The organism is Chryseobacterium oranimense (assembly GCF_900129755.1).
GTDB lineage: Bacteria > Bacteroidota > Bacteroidia > Flavobacteriales > Weeksellaceae > Chryseobacterium > Chryseobacterium oranimense.
In genome coordinates this window covers 721,104-738,850 of the sequence record NZ_FQWT01000001.1, presented here as the reverse complement: position 1 = coordinate 738,850, position 17,747 = coordinate 721,104, and the positions used below count along the sequence as shown (strand labels likewise).

Here is a 17,747-nt window from a genome sequence, read left to right as displayed (position 1 = left end):
TCTTATTATTCAATTACGGTAAACCATAATATAATAAAGCAATTTTTCTTATTTTTATCTTAGTTGTAATTAGCTTATAATTTTAACATGCTACTATAGTGATTAGCAATAGTAAATTAAAAACAATAACCACATAAACTAAAAATAATGTCTGAAATATTACCATTTAAACAGATATTCCATAACAAAATATTTCGTATTCCTGACTATCAACGAGGCTACTCATGGGAAGAGGCTCAATTAGATGATCTTTGGGCAGATCTTTCAAATGTCCACTTGCAGAATAATGCTTATCATTTTACAGGAATACTTACTATCAATAATTTTTCAGATTACGATTTTGAAAATTTATCCAAGGAAGGATTTGAAAATTTGATTGATTATGAAAACAAGCAAGTAAAGCTTAATGAGAAATATTATCAAGCTTATAATTTAGTAGACGGACAGCAACGCTTAACAACTATATTAATTTTGCTTTCTCAATTATGTCAAAAGCTTAAAGAATCTGAGCATCAACAGAAAATAACTGAAGAATATTTTTTTATAAATAATTTAGGAAACAAATATTTATTTGGATATCATGTAGATGTACCCTCTCACAATTATTTAATCAGAGAAATATTTGAAGATGAATCCTATGGTATAGAAGATGTAGAGACTCTTTACACTTATAATTTAGATTTTGCTAAGGGATTTTTTCAACAAAAATTAGAAGGATGGTCACAAAATAACGTTAAAGATCTCATTACAAAAATTACTGAACGCTTACTTTTTTCAGTGCTCAACCTTAGTGAAACAGCAGGAAGTAATCTTGATATCTCTATGGTTTTCGAGACCCTGAACTTTAGAGGCAAACAGCTATCTGGACTTGAACGATTTAAGAACAGAGTTTTATACCTTGTGTCAAAACAAAATTTTGGTAAAACACAAATACTAGCCAAACGAAACTCTATCAATAAGACATGGCTTGAAATCTATAAATGGCTTGGACGAAATCCTAATCCTAAAAAAATGATGGACGACGATGCCTTTCTAAAAGCTTTTTGGCTGCTATATTTTTCCAACGAAAAAATGGTAGCTAGTGATTTTAAGTCTTACCAAAAAATTCTATTTGAAAAAGATTTTGATTTAATGAATATTCATAATAATCAATATATGATGAATCCTATAGAGCTTCGAAAATGGTTAAACTGTATGAAAGAATCCGTCATATTGTGGTATTTCATCTACAATCCATACGAAGTAGATCAGGATCCAGACTTTAGATATCATTACACTTCTAATATTCAAAGATCTCTATTAAGGCTTAATAGCTTTCCCTTTGGTTACGGTAGATATATGCTCAATCTGATATTAGCAATTTTAGTTCGTCTGTTACCCCAAAAAGAAGACGATGTAATCTCCGAAGAACAAGAACAAACCTTATTTACTATAGAACAATTTTTATGGGCTGCTGAGAGACATAATATTATGTGCTTTTTACTAAATGGTAATAAAACTAACTATAATCAGGAAGCTACCTTTAGAGATATTAATAAATATTTTAGAACCGGAAATGCAGCTGAATCTGGAATTTCTCTTAAAGACCAACTATTAAAAAATAGGGTAAAACATTTTACATGGAAAGAGGTAATCCGTAATTTATCACTTGGGAATTATTTTTATACCTGGGATGGCATTCATTTTATTTTAAAAGAATATGAAGAAGATTTATCTGGAAATATGGTAGAGCGAGAAATTAGTGTTAATAGGATTTATCCTGAAGAAGAGATGAAAATAAGAACTTCCTATAAAGACATCAACCGTTTGGGAGTTGCAAAAAAAAGGAAATATTCTTATGCCTTAGGAAATATATTTATGTCAAATAATAGCCAAATACTAAGAGACTTCAATGCCCACAAAATTCGTATAAATAATGCTATCAATAATAATAATATTATCTATGAATCCGAAAAAGAACTTTTAAATTATTATAGCTGGGAAACAACTGATATTGAGAAAAGAAGTAGGAAGATTTTAGAGTTTCTTATTAATAAGTGGCAACTTCCTAATTCAGAAAATATTTTGTTTGAAGAATATTTTAAAGGATAATTTATTATTATAATTTTTTGATCTTAATATATCAAATTATCTTATCTTCCAAAAAACCTATCTTCGCAACAATAAAAAACCTGACAAATGAAAAAAACAATATTCCTCCTTTCAGCCGTTCTTGTACTGAATTCCTGTGTGGTAAGAACTGCAACAAAAGTAGTGACAGGAGTTGCCAAAGTAGGTTACAAGGCTGTAAAAGGAACCGTAAACGGGATCAGCTGGGCCGTAAGCAAAGCCAAAGGAAAAATAGATGAAGACCGTGTAGACGGAACCTGGAAAGTGGTAGGCGTTTACAAAGGCTCTTTTGAAGAATTTTCAAACGATCAGAACCCGGAAAGCTCGTTCACTTCCGACTGTGCGGACGGCTACGATCAGATTGTTTTCAAGGCTAAAAAATCCAAATTCAAACCCGTACACTGCAGCTCCGGCGATGAAGACTGGGTAAAATATTCTATGGAATTCGGAAAGAATCCTGCAACCAAAGAAAAGGAAAACTATATAGAATACAATTCCAACAATTATATTTCAGTAATTGACGTCAACAACAAAACGATGGTTCTGGAAGGAAACCTGATGCCTAAACTGGCTTTTTCCGGAGCTAAACTGTATCTGCTGGAAAAAGTAAAATAATGGGTTGTTTTTTATCAATTGTTCTTTTGTCTTGAAACAAAAGAACCAAAAATTCAAGGCTTGGAATCTTTCGCTAAAAAATAAAATTTGCTCCTAAAATTCCCAAAACTCGTGCGGATTGAATGTTTCTCCTTCGGTTCAATGTTCCGTCCGCACTCAAACAGTGGGAATTTTTTAACGGATCAATTTTTATTTTTTTTAACGCTACAGCTTCCCAGGCCGATAAAAATGGACTGCCACGTTCAGAACAGGGTATTTTTTTAAACTTAAACGTCAATCATAATACTTTAACAAACATTGTAGCGTAGCCTCGATAAATTTTTGTTCTTTTGCAAAATAGTATTAATCTTAAATCATTCCATGTCGAAGTTCGATGAAATCAGGCCTTTTTATGATCATGAAGTAAATGAAGCATTGCGGGGAATCGCCCGTGATCCTATGATGACGGCACTGATGGGGTTCACCTTTCCTGATGTTGATAAGCAGGTCTGGAGGGAACAGTTTAAAAATATTCATTCCATAAGCGATTTTCAGCACCAGTTTATTGCCCACACGATTCGTCAGATCCTGGCGAAGAGTTCTGAGGGTTTAACGACTTCCGGGTTTGAAAAGCTGGATCCCAATACACCTTATCTCTTCGTTTCCAACCACAGGGATATTGTTTTGGATACCTCGCTGCTGAATCTGGTGCTGCTTGAGAAAGGGTTTATCATGACCTCGTCCGCAATTGGGGACAACCTGGTTCAGAAAACATTTTTACACGTACTGGCCAAGCTTAACCGTAACTTTCTGGTTCAGAGAGGGCTGTCCATCCGTGAGCAGCTGAAGAGTTCCCAGACCATGTCCGAATATATTGAACAGCTTTTACATGTTGAAAAACGTTCCGTGTGGATTGCCCAGAGGGAAGGCCGTACCAAAGACGGAAACGATGCTACCCAGCAAGGCGTTTTAAAAATGCTGGCAATGGCAGCGGGCGATCTTTCTTTGACGGATTATTTTAAAACACTCAAAATAGTTCCCATATCCATCTCTTACGAATACGACCCTACCGATTCCTTAAAAATGCCGCAGCTTCTGGCCAGGCACAGGGATGAGGAATACATAAAAGGCAAGGATGAAGATTTTATGACCATGCTGAGCGGAGTACTGGGGCAAAAGAAAAGAATCCACATTCATGCAGGAACCGTACTGGATGCGGAACTGGACGATATAGCGCACCTTGAGAACAAAAATAAGCAGCTGCAGGCGATTGCCCAGATGATTGACGATTCCATCCTGCAGAACTATAAACTTTGGCCCACCAAGTTTATCGCTTATGATCTTCTCCACGACACCGATACTTACGCTTCAGAATATACCGAACAGGAAAAACAGCTGTTTGTACGCAGGCTCGAAATGCGTATTGACCCGTCTGATGCTGTCTCCAAAGAATTTTTCCTGGCCATGTATGCCAACCCTCTGATCAATAAAATGAAGTACGGACAAAATCCCGGGAGTAATGTCTCACAGTAAACCAATCTGCATTTAGTACTCTTATTAACCAATCGGTAATATCAACGCTTCATAAGATCAAGTTGATCCATCTTTGCCATCCTTACAATATGAGCCATCCTTAATTATTCTTTGCGTCAAGAAAACTACGTATTAATAATAAAAGTGATGGGTAAAAAAGTAGATAAAAAAATCTTCTGCTTCAATAATATAGCTGATCTCACTGTCATAGCTCTGTCTGCTGGGATCTGCATCTGTCTCATACACATACTGAGCTTCGCCGTCCAAATAAGTCTCTAATTCTAAACGAACCTTCCAGCGTCTTTCAAAATCAGCAATTTTTCCTGCCATTGATTCCCGATCCCTCAGGATGATTTCTGAATTCTGTATTTCAAACTCATCCGATCCGGAAGCCGCCATTGCTGAAATAATAAAGGAATGAATATCCGGAATTTCACTTTTTCGGATTTTAATAAGGGTAAAGACAATTTCATCCTTATTGAAAACAGTTTCTAGGATGTCTTTTTTCAGTATTAAAAAATCGTGGTCTCGTTTCTTTAATTTTTCCGTTAATACAGATTGATCGAATGGCATTTTTTTAAATCTTACGATAAATATAAAATTAATATATTTATTAAGCTGAAACTAAGGATGTTTTATGGAATTTAATGTTGGAGCGGCAAGATAGTTGTAGTGAACTAAAAACCACACAAATTAAAACATATGAATTTACAGTTAAAACCACATGCAATGGTTGAGAACCGTCATGCCGGCAGTTTTCGTCCTGATGTTCTTGAGGGCCTGAAAAGCATTCCGAAAAGGTTATCTTCCAAGTATTTTTATGATAAAACGGGAGACCGCATTTTCCAGGAAATTATGGCCATGCCCGAATACTATCTTACCCAATGTGAACTAGACATCTTCAAAAATAAAACAGCAGATCTCGCCAGTCTCATCATCCCGGAAAATGAAGCTTTCGACCTTATAGAGCTGGGAGCAGGGGATGCAATGAAATCTACGTTTTTACTCAGGTACCTCGTTGAAAAGAAAACTGATTTTACCTATATGCCCATTGATATTTCGGGTAATATTCTTTCTATTTTAAATGAAAAATTAACCCGGGAATTACCGGATCTGAAAACAGTTACCCTGGAAGGCGAGTACTTTGAAATGCTTCAGAAAGCAGCCTCATTATCAGACAGGAAGAAGGTGATCCTGTTTCTGGGCAGCAATATCGGCAATATGAATATAGAAGAAGCTGAAAATTTTCTATATGATTTAAACCGAAATCTGGCTTCCGGAGATAAGCTGCTGATCGGTTTTGATCTTAAGAAAAACCCGCACATTATTTTAAACGCCTACAACGATAAAAATGGAATTACTGCGGCTTTTAACCTTAATCTGCTGAGCCGTATCAACAGGGAACTCGGTGCCAACTTCGATCCGCAACAGTTTCAGCATTACCAAACCTACGATCCTGTAAGCGGGGCCTGCAGAAGTTTTCTGGTAAGCCTGAAGGACCAGACGGTAACGATAGGAGAAGACAGAATTTCATTTGAAGAAAATGAACTTATCGATATGGAAATTTCACAGAAATTTTCCACAGAAAAAATAGAAGAACTAAGAGAGAAATCAGATTTTAAAAGGGTAGGAGAAATCAAAGATTCAAAAAATTGGTTTGTAGACACCGTCTGGGAAGTAAAATAAAATAATAGAAATTACCCCAGATCATCAGATTACAGATTCAGCCATTCTTATAAAAATCTGCTCAATATGCCTGATCTGCGAGAGCAAAAAAAAAGAAATAAGATCTCCCACATATCTATCAGATTACACAGATTCAGCCATTCTTATAAAATCGTTAAATCTGCTTAATCAGCGAGAGCAAAAACATAAGAATCAATCAAACTCAGTAACTAAAACTCAAGCACATGACTCCAAACATAGCAACATCAGATTTAGTAAAACAATACGCCGATATCCGGAAACATTCCGAAGAAATATGTGCCCCTCTGGAAATAGAGGACTATGTTGTACAGCCCATTGTAGATGTAAGTCCTCCGAAATGGCACCTCGGCCACACCACCTGGTTTTTTGAAACGTTTATTCTGGAACCTAATTTTCCGGATTATAAAATTTTTGATCCGCAATATAATTTTGTTTTTAACAGCTATTACGAAACCATTGGAGCAAGAGTAATCCGTACCGACCGTGGAAACTTAAGCCGGCCTTCCGTTTCCGATATTTATAAATACCGCAGGTATGTGGACGAGCACATGAAAATCTTTCTTGAAAGCCGGTTTATGACTGAAGCTGTTGAACCGCTTTTAGAACTGGGTCTTAACCACGAACAGCAGCATCAGGAACTTTTAATAACTGATATTAAATATATACTGGGGCATAATCCGCTTTTCCCGGCTTATAAATCAGAAGGTACTTTGCCAAAACCTGATCCGGGAAATACTGAAATGATCAGGTTTCCTGAAGGTGTTTATGAAATAGGCTTTAACGGAGAAGGCTTTTGTTTTGATAATGAGCTTGGCAGGCATAAAGTGTATCTTCATAATTTTGAAATGGCGGACCGGCTGGTTACCAACAGAGAGTATCTGGAATTTATGGAGGCAGGAGGGTATACCGATTTCAGGCACTGGCATGCCGAAGGCTGGGACTGGGTGAAGCAAAATAATGCCCGATCTCCGCTGTACTGGCATTATATTGACTGTCAATGGATGAATTATACCTTAAACGGTTTGCAGGAAATCGACCTGAATGAAGCAGTCTGCCATATCAATTTTTATGAAGCATCCGCCTTTGCATCCTGGAAAGGAATGCGCCTGCCTACCGAAGCTGAATGGGAGGTTGCCTCAGAACATTTAGATTGGGGAAGCCGTTGGGAATGGACTAATTCCGCGTACCTGCCTTATCCCGGTTTTAAAAAAGAAGCCGGAGCAGTAGGAGAGTACAACGGAAAATTCATGGTCAATCAAACGGTTTTGCGCGGAGCTTCGGAGGCTACACCTCCCGGGCATAGCAGGAATACCTACCGTAATTTTTTCCAGACCAATCTGAAATGGCAGTTTACAGGAATCAGGCTGGCCCGATAATTTGGTGTGTATGATCAAAGTAGAATCAGTTTCAAAGAATTTTAACGGAAAACCGGCAGTTGACCATATTTCCTTTCATGCCAATGATCAGGAAATCCTGGTGCTTCTCGGAACCAGCGGTTGTGGCAAAACAACCACGCTTAAAATGATCAATCGACTCATAGAAGCAGATTCCGGGAATATTTTCATTGACGGCAAAAATATACGCGATCAGAAACCGGAAGAACTTCGGATGGGAATCGGTTTTGTGATGCAGCATGCCGGCTTGTTTCCCCATTATACGATCAGACAGAACATTGCTGTAGTTCCTGAGCTCCTGAAGTGGGACAAAGTAAAGACTCAGAACCGGACTTATGAACTTTTACATAAGCTTCACCTTTCCGAAGACGTACTTTCGAGATTTCCCAATGAGCTCAGCGGAGGTCAGCAGCAGAGAGTGGGAATTGCCCGGGCCCTGATTGCCAATACCCCTGTTTTGCTGATGGATGAACCTTTCGGGGCATTAGATAATATCACCAAAGCAGATATTCATTCAGAATTTAAATCCCTCGAGGAACTTAAAAACAAGACGATCATCCTCGTTACCCACGATGTACAGGAAGCTTTTGAACTGGGTCACCGGATTTGCTTAATGGATAAAGGGAAAATTATTCAGACCGGAACGCCAAAAGAAATGCTTTACCGCCCTCAAAATGATTTTGTCACAGATTTTTTTGCTGAAAACAGGCTTTTGCTTGAATATAAGATAGCAACATTGAAAGATACAGGTACTGTCCTGAACTCAGAATTGGGTTTTAATGAAAATACAAGTGTTTGGGATGCCCTGCAAAAATTAAGTTCGGATCATAAAAATACTCTCTATTACGAAAACCTGATCAAAGCATTTAATGATTACAGAAAATTACAGATCATATGACGCAGCAAAGCCTTTGGCAGTTTATTATTGAACAGCAGGAAAAACTTCTGACCCAGATTGTACAGCATCTGGGGCTTACTTTTTTGTCGCTGGTTCTGGCTATTATCGTCGGTGTACCATTAGGTATTCTCATTGCCAGGAAAAGAAAGCTGTCCAGCCCTGTTTTGGGGGCAGCCGGAATTCTGCAGACCATTCCAAGTATTGCCTTGCTGGGCTTTATGATTCCTGCTTTCGGAATCGGGCCTAAACCCGCCATCGTTGCATTGCTGATCTATGCTCTTTTACCCATTATCCGCAATACGTATACAGGAATAACAGGGGTTAATCCAACCGTTATCGAAGCTGCAAAGGCAATGGGGATGAACAGGAGCCAGCTTCTTTTTAAGGTGGAACTTCCACTGGCAATGCCCGTTATCATTGCGGGGATAAGAACAGCGGCTGTCATCAATGTCGGAGTGGCTACCTTAGCTTCGTTTGTAGCTGCAGGAGGGTTGGGTGAATTTATTTTCGGAGGAATTTCATTGAATAATACCAATATGATCCTGGCAGGAGCTATTCCGGCAGCATTACTGGCGGTTTTACTGGACCAGGGTATTGCTGTGGTGCAGAAATCAGGATATCGCCTGTTTCAGAAATTAAAATATATCGTTCCCGTTGTATTAATCTTAGTTGGAGCCGTCTATCTGTTCAAATCTGTTTCAGGAAATAAAATTAAGGCTGGTTTTACTCCCGAATTTATGGGAAGGCAGGATGGAGACCTTGGCCTGCGGTCCGTGTACGGGCTTAATGTAAATCCTGTGGTGGTAAACGATGCTATTATGTACAAAGCTGCCTATGAAAAAGAGCTGGATCTTATCAGCGGATATTCTACGGACGGCAGGATCAAAGCCTTTGATCTGTATGTTTTGAATGATGATAAAAAAATATTTCCTCCTTATTTCGCTGCTCCGGTTATTAAAACCAAAACCCTGCAGAAATTTCCTGATCTGGAAAAAACACTGAACCTTTTGGAAGGTAAATTCAATGATTCCATCATGACCGATCTGAATTATAAATCCGATTATCTTAAACAGACTCCGGAAAAGATCGCAAAGGATTTCTTAATTAAAAATAAACTCTATAAACCTTCAAGGAAAGGCAATTCCGGAACGGTACGCATTGGCTCAAAAATCTTTGGGGAACAGTATATTCTCACAGAAATGTATAAAATGCTGATTGAAGGCTATACTGATTATAAAGCGGAAACGAAGACGGGACTGGGAGGAACCAAAATCTGTTTTGATGCTCTGGTGAATGATGCCATAGATTTTTACCCTGAATATACAGGAACCGGACTTCTGGTGCTTTTAAAACCTACACCGGAAACGCTTAAAACAGTGACACAAAGTGCTGATAAAACCTATCAATACGTTGATTCGGAATTCCGGAAACAGTATGGAATTCAATGGTTGAAGCCGCTTGGATTCAATAATTCCTATGCACTAATGATGCGTAAGAAACAGGCTCAGAGTCTTAAGATAGAAAGCATATCGGATCTGAAAAAGTATTTTAATACAAACTGACGGTTGTATAGATTATGGATAAAACAGTATTGGCTTAATGCATAAAACTGGGCTTCGGCTTTGTATTTTACATCAGCCAATACAATGGAATAATGGATATTTTACAGTTGAATATCGGGCCATTTGCTTAAAACGGCATCGATCGGAGAAACCAAACCCAATCCGCTTGTAACACCGGAACCAAAAAGAACGCCGATCATTGTGAAATCATTCGTCTTAAAAACTGCTGATCCGGAATCTCCTGACCTTGAGAAATATCCGCCATCACCCCTTACTGTTATTACATTATGGGCGACAACCTCGCTTCCGTCTAATTTCTTAACTTTTAAAGATTCTGTAATACTTGTTATAGTACCTGTTGTAATTTCAGTAGTAATCCCACTTTTCATGACTTCTTCGCCAATCAGGGTAGTGTTGACCTCTCCAAATCCTGTAATGGTATTTCCTACGCCATATACTTTCCCTATATCAGCATTCCTGAAATATCCTTTTCTTGCAATAGCACAGTCCAGCCAGGCATCTATAACTACTGAATTTCTGTCAAAGAATACATTCTCTTTATAATAGTCCTTCAGTGCTGCACAGTCATGACAGTAGTTTAAAGTAGTCTGCCATTTAGACTGCTGGCATATATCAGAATCAAGCTTTGTAGTAGTTCCCGCCACTACGTGGGCGCAGGTGATCATATAAGGATTTTTGTCCCCTTTTTTATTCACCATAACTCCCAGCGTACCGTTGCCTGCAATTGCCTTTCCGCCCTGCATCAGTTCTCCGTTCGCTGAAATACTGATTCCGCCGATCAATGGATCTGTTTTTTCATTTCTGGTTGCATCTGCCACCATATCAGGTGTTGCCAGGTGATTGTCCTGCATTTCAAAATCAACTACATCTGTAGGGAATCCAAAAAGTGTAGAAGGGATAGCATTTTTCACCTGTGAAAGAGGAAGTTTCTCTTTTACCCCGAAAGTATAGCTGAGACTATTGATTAATTGATCATTTACAGTCTTTAATGAAACACTCAAAGAGGTTATTTCCGGCCTTTTGAAATATTCTTCAACAAGTTCGGGTAGCTTTTCTGCCATTTTATCGTGCAGGATGATATCTTCTTTACTTAGCTTCATGATTTTGTTATTTAGTGGTTGATAGATTAGAGCAGTTGCTCATCATTGTATTAAAATTCGGAACGGCAAAGCCGTTCCGAATTTATTTCCTGACCAACTTAATATTAGTTCAGTTTAATGGTTCCCGAAGAAGGAGCTCCGCCTCCAGCAGGAGGAGGGCCTCCGGCCGAAGCCTGGTCAGCCAGCATACGGTATTGGGCAGTTCCTTTTTCAGTTTTGATTGTTCCTGAAACAGTATACAGATACAGATCTCCGGAAACAGCATAATCATTGGCTGAATTATTAACATAGAAGTCAATATTTACAGTAGACATCTGTTTAGCTTTTTCAAGAAATGCATCCATTAGTGTGGTGATCTGTTGCTCTGTAAGCCCCTTTGACTTCATGGTCTCTTTGGTTTTTTCATAAGAAGCAGAAGCCCCGCCCCCGCCGAAGAACCAGGTCCAGACAGATAAATTGGCACTGGCAGAAGTTTTTTCATACTCTTTTACCTGCTCTTTATAGCTGGCATCCAGCATACCCATAGCCAGATCATTTAGATTTTTCACATCCTGGCTGGACATTGCAGATACCTGAAGAGAAGCAGTGATTCTTCCCTGAGTGAACGGAGGTACAGTATAAGATAGTCCTGTAAGCTGCCCTTCACCTGATACTTCAATCGAATAAGATTCTTTAGATTCTCCTCCAGCTTTTTCAGAAAAAATAACGCGTTCGAACGGATCTTTGAATCCTACTTCAGTCTGTGTAATTTGAATTGTTTCCATGAGTTTTGTTTTTGGTTGTTTTTGGAATTCTTTATTATTGAACAACTCAAAGGAACGAAGAAAATGAGATGAATTTTAGAGTGTAAATAACCAAATATCATCTTAAGTAGAAATACGGATTGATCTTAAATTGTTGTTTATTAGTTATTTATATTTTTTTATTGAATTTTATAAGGTCGAAAGTTTCCCGGTCTTGAATTTTTGATTCTTTTGTTTCAAGACAAAAGAATACATTTAAGCTTCTTGCAGATTTTGCAGATGACACAGATTTGTTTTCTTATGGTTAATTAATAATTCAGCCTTAATTATTAAGATCTAAAAAGAGAAAATCGATTGGGAACCAAACCTACTAATCGTGAGAAACATCTATATTTGTCCGATAATTTCTTTACAGCTGAAAAAAAGCTTCCAGAGATATTTAACTAAATGATTGCAAGATGATTCCACTTCACGAACTCTTATTTTTTGTCCTTGCTGCACTGGTATTGGTGATAAGTCCCGGTCCAAACATGATCTATCTGATTTCCAAATCGATAACGCAGGGGAAAAAATCAGGAATGATTTCACTTACCGGAATAGTTTGCGGTTTTCTCTTTCACATCATCATGGTATCATTCGGGCTTACGGCAGTGTTGCTGGCTGTTCCGGTCGCTTATACGGTACTGAAAGCACTTGGAACGGTTTACCTTTTGTATCTGGCATATCAGGCAGTTAAGCCCAAAAGCAGAAATATATTTGAGGTAGATAAAAACGGATCACACGACAGTCCCGGAAAACTTTTCACAGTTGGTTTTCTGACGAATGTACTGAATCCGAAAGTTGCTGTATTTTACCTGTCTTTTTTCCCACAGTTCATTAAACCAGAGTACGGTTCGGTACTTACTCAAAGTCTGGAACTGGGAGTGATCCAGGTTTTTGTGAGCTTTAGTATCAACTTTATCATCGTACTGGCGGCAGCAAGAGTGGCTGTATTTTTTGCGGAAAATCCTTTTTGGGTGAAGGTTCAGAAGTGGTTTATGGCAAGTGTTTTAATGTTTTTAGCAGCAAAAATGGCCCTTTCAAAAGCTAAATAATCTGAAAGCAAGTATGAAGCAGACGATCCCTACATATGACCTAAGCGGTATTACCCGGCATGGCATCCTGATTGAAAGAATTGAAAAGCGTACCATCAGCACCGAGGATAATCTGTTTGATAAAGGTATTCACCGGGACAGTCATTATATATTTACATTTCTGGAAAGTGGCAAGGCCAAAATGATGGTTGATTTTAAGATGATAGAAGCACGGGATAAAGCTGTTTTCTTTCTGCTGCCGGGACAGGTTCACGAAGGAATTCTTATGGAAAAAGTCACCGGATGGTTTATTGCAGTGAAGGCGGACCTGCTGCCGGATTCTGTAAGATCGGTTTTTGAGGAAACTATAGTGGATATACAGCCGATTTCCATCGATAAAAACTGGACCGAAAAGCTCAGCACATGTGCTGCAATGCTTCAGATGTCCTGTACAGAGGAAATGCTTGGTTCCAAAGAAGGTTTTTTGGTTATCCGGTCTTTAATGAATGCTTTTACAGGGATGTATGCGATGATCTTTTCAGGAGAAAACAATTCCGGGGTATCCGGTGAAAACCGGGCGGTTCAGTTAGTAAGAAAATTCAGGATTCTTGTAAGGAAAGAATTTAAAACCATGAAAAGTCCATCATCTTACGCCGAAGCTTTGAATATTTCCCGCGGCTATCTTACCGATGTCATCCGCGAAGTTACAGGAAGATCTGCACAGTACTGGATTCATCAGGAAGTTTTAATTGAAGCCAAAAGACTTTTATCTTTTACTCAATTATCAGTAAAAGAAATTTCTTATGACCTGGGGTATAGTGATCATGCTTATTTTTCCCGTTTATTTTCCAAGATTGAAGGCTGTCCGCCCTCAGAATTCCGGAACAAAAAAGAAAATGGAGAATAACCGCGAATTGTCCAACTAATTCCCTGAAACGGCTATCGGTCCGTTTTTATTTTGAGGCTTCCTTTGTATTAAAATTTTTTATGCCAAGCTTACCAAAATGGATCAATGACACTTTAGAAAATGTTATGTCCTCAAAATTTAAAGAGTGTACCGTTATTTATACTGAAAATATTTCAAAAGATCTTCGGCTTATCCGCTTTGCTTCCGATCTGGAAGATGTTTCATTTGAACCTGCTTATGCTATTGGAATAAGAGTCAACGAAAGGGATTACCGTAATTATTCACCTTTCAATTTTAACAGGCAGGAAGGAACTTTCGATGTTCTGTTTCATCTTCATAATGCCGATTCTGTTGGTAGCCGTTTCGCTCATCATCTGTCAGAAGGTGATGTTACCAAAGTTTTAATGCCTAGGGGAAAACGTTTTTTTGAACCCAATGCAGGAATTCATTTTTCGATAGGTGATGAAACTTCGCTTGGGAGCTCTCTGGCCATCAAAGTAGCAGCAGAAGAAATAGGAGGTTCATTTGTCTGTCTTCATGAGCTGGAAGAGTCCTCAGCCCTGAAAAAGATCGAACTATACGGTTACCATGTATCCAAAAATGATATACATAACATTATAGGGGCTTTGAATGACTTTTTGAAAGAAGAAAAGGAGGCTGTTTACAACAACGAAGTGGTTTTCTATCTTACAGGAAACGGGAATACAATGTCTGCAGTCAGGAAATTCCTTAAAACAAAAGGTGTGGATGCCAAGTGTATCAGGTCACAGGCGTATTGGATTGAAGGAAAAAAGGGGTTGTAAAAGGGATTTGGAACTTGTGAAGCGCAGATATTATTTAAGCTTTTATGAAATTATGAAAAGGGTAAGGTCGCTTTATGTGTGGCTTTGTTGAGGAATTACGTTTTCCAGTAAAGAAGAGTTATATATTTTTCCTATCATTGTGGCTTAAAACAATACGAATGAAAGCATCATCCGCTAATTTATTAAGCGTTATTAAAGGGCCGAAGCAATTTGTGATCCCTATTTATCAGAGAACTTATAGCTGGCAGCTCATCCAATGTGACCAACTTTTAAAAGATATTTTGAGAATTAGTAACGACGATCAGCAGCAGGGACATTTTCTGGGCTCAATAGTTTATTTTCAGGAAGATATTCATACAATTTCAGATGTCCCGAAACTTTTGGTCATTGATGGGCAGCAGCGTTTAACTACAGTTTCTATTCTGATGATGGCGCTGGCTCATTTCCTGAAAAAAAATAAGGTGGATATTGATACAAGTGCAAACAAACTTTTTAATTATTATTTACTGAATGCAGATGAAGATAATAATCTGCGTTACAAACTAATGCTCACCAGAGGAGATAAACAGTCTTATATTGATCTGCTGAATGAAGTTCCGCAGGAAGATATTTTTAACAGGGTAGTGGAAAATTACAAGTTTTTTGTTTCTAAAATTAATATAGAAAATGTTAAAGATATTTACAATGGAGTACTTAGACTGTTCATTGTAGATGTTGCCTTGGAAAAGGATAAAGATAATCCACAATTAATTTTCGAAAGTATGAACTCTACAGGTCTGGACTTGTCCCAGGCAGATCTTATCCGTAATTATGTACTGATGGGACAGGAAATCACTTTGCAGAATAAACTCTATGAAAATTATTGGTTTCCGATGGAACAGGCCTTCGGGAATGAATATGCTTCACGGTTTGATGGGTTTATGAGAGATTATTTATCCGTAAAAACAGGTAGAATTCCTCGTATCAATCAGGTATATGAAGAGTTTAAACAATATGTGAATTCAGATAAATCTAAAAAGGATATAGAAGAAATTATTAAGGATCTCTTCATATATACTACTCATTATGCAAAAGTGGTTCTCAGAAAAGAGAAAGATAAAGATCTGCAGATCCTGTTTAATAATATACTAAGATTGAGAGTTGATGTAGCTTATCCTTTTGTGCTGCCGGTATACAATGATTTTGTTCTGGGTATTCTTAGCAAACAAGAGCTTATTATTATTTTGAAACTAGTTGAAAGTTACGTATTCAGAAGAGCCATTTGTGGTATTCCGACAAACAGTTTGAATAAAACATTTGCTAATCTTTACAGATCGGTAAATAAAGAACAATACGTTATAAGCGTTCAGGCTGCATTTCAGATACTGGACTCCTATAAACGGTTTCCGGATGATACTGAATTTAAAAAAGAAATTGTATCAAAGGATGTTTACAATTTCAGATCTAGAAATTATCTGCTAAGCCAGCTTGAAAACTATAAACGCAAAGAGTTTGTCAATGTTGATGAATATACTATTGAACATATTTTGCCCCAAAACCCTAATCTTTCACCTGACTGGAAGAATATGTTGGGAGAGCATTGGAAAGATATTCAGAAAAACTATTTACATACATTGGGTAATCTTACTCTTACAGGTTATAACTCTGAATTGAGTGACCGCCCCTTTGCTCAGAAAAAAAGTATAGACGGAGGTTTCGATGATTCTCCACTCCGATTAAATTCCTATTTGAGATCTGTTTCAACCTGGTCTGAAGGAGAAATTAATGAAAGAGCGACACAACTAGCCGAAAAGGCTTGTAAAATATGGGATTCTCCCAGACTTGATGAAAATATATTAAATACTTATTTGAACACATCTGAAAAGGAAATTGTTCACTATACCAGAGAGCATTTCACTTTTTTACAGGGTGATGTATTAGAGCTGTACGAAGCTTTAAGAAAGCGCATTTTAAATATAGATTCATCCATAAAAGAAGAGTTTAAAAAGTTATATATAGCCTACAAAACGGTGACTAATTTTGTAGATATTGAACCTCAGAAATCAAGGTTGAGATTAATGCTCAATATGAAGTTTGATGAAATTAATGATCCTTTAAATCTTTGTAAGGATGTTACAGGGTTAGGAAGATGGGGTAATGGAAATGTAGAAATCACAATTTCAAACATTTCTGAAATAGATGATGTAATGGATCTTATACAACAGTCATTTGATATGCAGCTGATAGAACAATAATTTTAATTTATTTCATAGATGAACTACACCATAGATGAGTTGAGAGAATCTGTTAATTCAATTCCCCAATTTATTTTTGATAAAGAAAAAAACATATTTGATATCGGAACAAGAGGGTTTTATGAGAATCCTTTTACTGATGTTTTAGCTTATATTCTGGATTCAAAATCTGAATACAAGCGTCGGAATTTATTTCTTAAATATCTTTTAAAAGATTCTTTTTCCCAAGAAATTGTTGATAGTTTTATTGATCAATGTAATACCACTACACAGCATACAACAAATCTGGGAAACCGTATTGATCTGATATTGCATAATAAAAGGTATTTAATTCTGTTCGAAAATAAAATTTTTCACACACTAAACAATCCTCTGGATGATTATGTAGAGGATATAAATTCAAAATATCCCCATCTGGAAAAGTTTTTTGTAATCATGTCTTATAAAACTGAACATGTACCCCCGGGTTGGAACTACATCAATATTCAGCATACATTTTATAAAATACTGAAGAATCCCTTGGTAAAATTAAATGACAAATGGGATTTTTTTGTAAATGATTTTTTATTACAATTCTCAGACAAAAATAAATTGAAAATGGAACAACATATTACAGAATTCATTGAAGAAAATTTTTCACAGATTTTAGATGCTAAAGACAGACTGGATCATTATATTGTAGGATTGGCCGAGCAAATCAAAAGTGAAACAGACATCAGAGGCTATCACATTAATAATAGGAATTGGGCCAGAAAGGAAATAGCGATCAGGTTTTATCCTTTTCCGGATGAAGATAATGTTACACTGATTTTTCAGGCTGATGGAAAACTGAATGTATCATTATACTACTATGTAAATTTTACACAATACAGTGCAGACATTCAGGCTTATTTGGGACCGCATAAATTTAAATTGTGGAAAGAAGGAAATATTTGCTGCTTTACACTTTCAGAAAGTTTAAGGTATAAGACCATACAGGATGCTATGTCGGAAGTTCTGGAACAAATTAAGAACATGAGGACTTATTATGCGGATAAAATACCTGAAAAGGTAGACTTTACAAACTGAT

At 37.3% G+C, this 17,747-nt stretch carries 15 protein-coding genes; 12 read left to right on the top strand and 3 right to left on the bottom strand.

Annotated features, from left to right (window positions below; genetic code table 11):
• Nucleotides 1-147 precede the first annotated feature (147 nt).
• The 3 genes from BUB03_RS03415 (at nt 148) to BUB03_RS03400 (ending at nt 4,236) form a co-directional block, all read left to right on the top strand.
• Nucleotides 148-2,091 (top strand): DUF262 domain-containing protein, encoded by a 1,944-nt coding sequence (locus tag BUB03_RS03415; protein WP_073060288.1) that lies wholly within the window; start codon nt 148-150, stop codon nt 2,089-2,091.
• Between the two features lie 87 nt (nt 2,092-2,178).
• Nucleotides 2,179-2,724 carry a hypothetical protein gene (locus BUB03_RS03410; protein ID WP_073060285.1) on the top strand — a complete coding sequence of 182 codons (546 nt, stop codon included), beginning with the start codon at nt 2,179-2,181 and terminating at the stop codon, nt 2,722-2,724.
• Between the two features lie 360 nt (nt 2,725-3,084).
• The gene (locus BUB03_RS03400) at nt 3,085-4,236 is read left to right on the top strand and encodes a 1-acyl-sn-glycerol-3-phosphate acyltransferase (RefSeq protein WP_040999753.1); all 1,152 of its coding nucleotides are present in this window, start codon (nt 3,085-3,087) and stop codon (nt 4,234-4,236) included.
• Between the two features lie 132 nt (nt 4,237-4,368).
• On the opposite strand, the gene BUB03_RS03395 is transcribed toward BUB03_RS03400, so the two are convergent.
• Nucleotides 4,369-4,809, bottom strand: coding sequence for a hypothetical protein (locus BUB03_RS03395; protein WP_073060279.1), 441 nt, complete (start codon nt 4,807-4,809; stop codon nt 4,369-4,371).
• 129 nt (nt 4,810-4,938) lie between these two features.
• Between BUB03_RS03395 and BUB03_RS03390 the strand changes: the two genes are divergently transcribed.
• From BUB03_RS03390 to BUB03_RS03375, 4 genes are all read left to right on the top strand, one after another.
• The gene (locus BUB03_RS03390) at nt 4,939-5,922 is read left to right on the top strand and encodes an L-histidine N(alpha)-methyltransferase (RefSeq protein ID WP_073060276.1); all 984 of its coding nucleotides are present in this window, start codon (nt 4,939-4,941) and stop codon (nt 5,920-5,922) included.
• Nucleotides 5,923-6,146: 224 nt separating this feature from the next.
• Complete coding sequence (egtB, locus tag BUB03_RS03385; protein ID WP_073060274.1) at nt 6,147-7,319, top strand: ergothioneine biosynthesis protein EgtB; 1,173 nt, start codon at nt 6,147-6,149, stop codon at nt 7,317-7,319.
• Between the two features lie 10 nt (nt 7,320-7,329).
• Complete coding sequence (locus BUB03_RS03380; protein ID WP_073060271.1) at nt 7,330-8,235, top strand: ABC transporter ATP-binding protein; 906 nt, start codon at nt 7,330-7,332, stop codon at nt 8,233-8,235.
• Nucleotides 8,232-9,797, top strand: a complete 1,566-nt coding sequence (locus BUB03_RS03375) for an ABC transporter permease/substrate-binding protein (RefSeq protein WP_073060269.1) — start codon at nt 8,232-8,234, stop codon at nt 9,795-9,797. Before BUB03_RS03380 ends, BUB03_RS03375 begins: the two co-directional genes overlap by 4 nt.
• Nucleotides 9,798-9,898: 101 nt before the next feature.
• On the opposite strand, the gene BUB03_RS03370 is transcribed toward BUB03_RS03375, so the two are convergent.
• On the bottom strand, nt 9,899-10,918 hold the full coding sequence (locus tag BUB03_RS03370) for a hypothetical protein (protein WP_073060266.1): 1,020 nt from the start codon (nt 10,916-10,918) through the stop codon (nt 9,899-9,901).
• A gap of 104 nt (nt 10,919-11,022) precedes the next feature.
• Nucleotides 11,023-11,682: a hypothetical protein gene (locus tag BUB03_RS03365; RefSeq protein ID WP_052352713.1), complete on the bottom strand. Its 660-nt coding sequence runs from the start codon at nt 11,680-11,682 to the stop codon at nt 11,023-11,025.
• A 437-nt stretch (nt 11,683-12,119) separates the two neighbouring features.
• Here BUB03_RS03365 and BUB03_RS03360 point away from each other — a divergent pair, with 437 nt between their 5' ends.
• From BUB03_RS03360 to BUB03_RS03340, 5 genes are all read left to right on the top strand, one after another.
• The gene (locus tag BUB03_RS03360) at nt 12,120-12,755 is read left to right on the top strand and encodes a LysE family translocator (RefSeq protein WP_073060261.1); all 636 of its coding nucleotides are present in this window, start codon (nt 12,120-12,122) and stop codon (nt 12,753-12,755) included.
• Nucleotides 12,756-12,768: 13 nt separating this feature from the next.
• Nucleotides 12,769-13,641, top strand: coding sequence for a helix-turn-helix domain-containing protein (locus BUB03_RS03355; RefSeq protein WP_073060259.1), 873 nt, complete (start codon nt 12,769-12,771; stop codon nt 13,639-13,641).
• Between the two features lie 80 nt (nt 13,642-13,721).
• A complete protein-coding gene (locus BUB03_RS03350) occupies nt 13,722-14,444 on the top strand; it encodes a siderophore-interacting protein (protein WP_073060256.1) in 723 nt (240 codons plus the stop codon).
• Nucleotides 14,445-14,602: 158 nt separating this feature from the next.
• Nucleotides 14,603-16,678, top strand: a complete 2,076-nt coding sequence (locus BUB03_RS03345) for a DUF262 and DUF1524 domain-containing protein (RefSeq protein WP_073060253.1) — start codon at nt 14,603-14,605, stop codon at nt 16,676-16,678.
• Nucleotides 16,679-16,696: 18 nt separating this feature from the next.
• On the top strand, nt 16,697-17,746 hold the full coding sequence (locus BUB03_RS03340) for a PD-(D/E)XK nuclease family protein (protein ID WP_073060251.1): 1,050 nt from the start codon (nt 16,697-16,699) through the stop codon (nt 17,744-17,746).
• Nucleotide 17,747 lies beyond the last annotated feature (1 nt).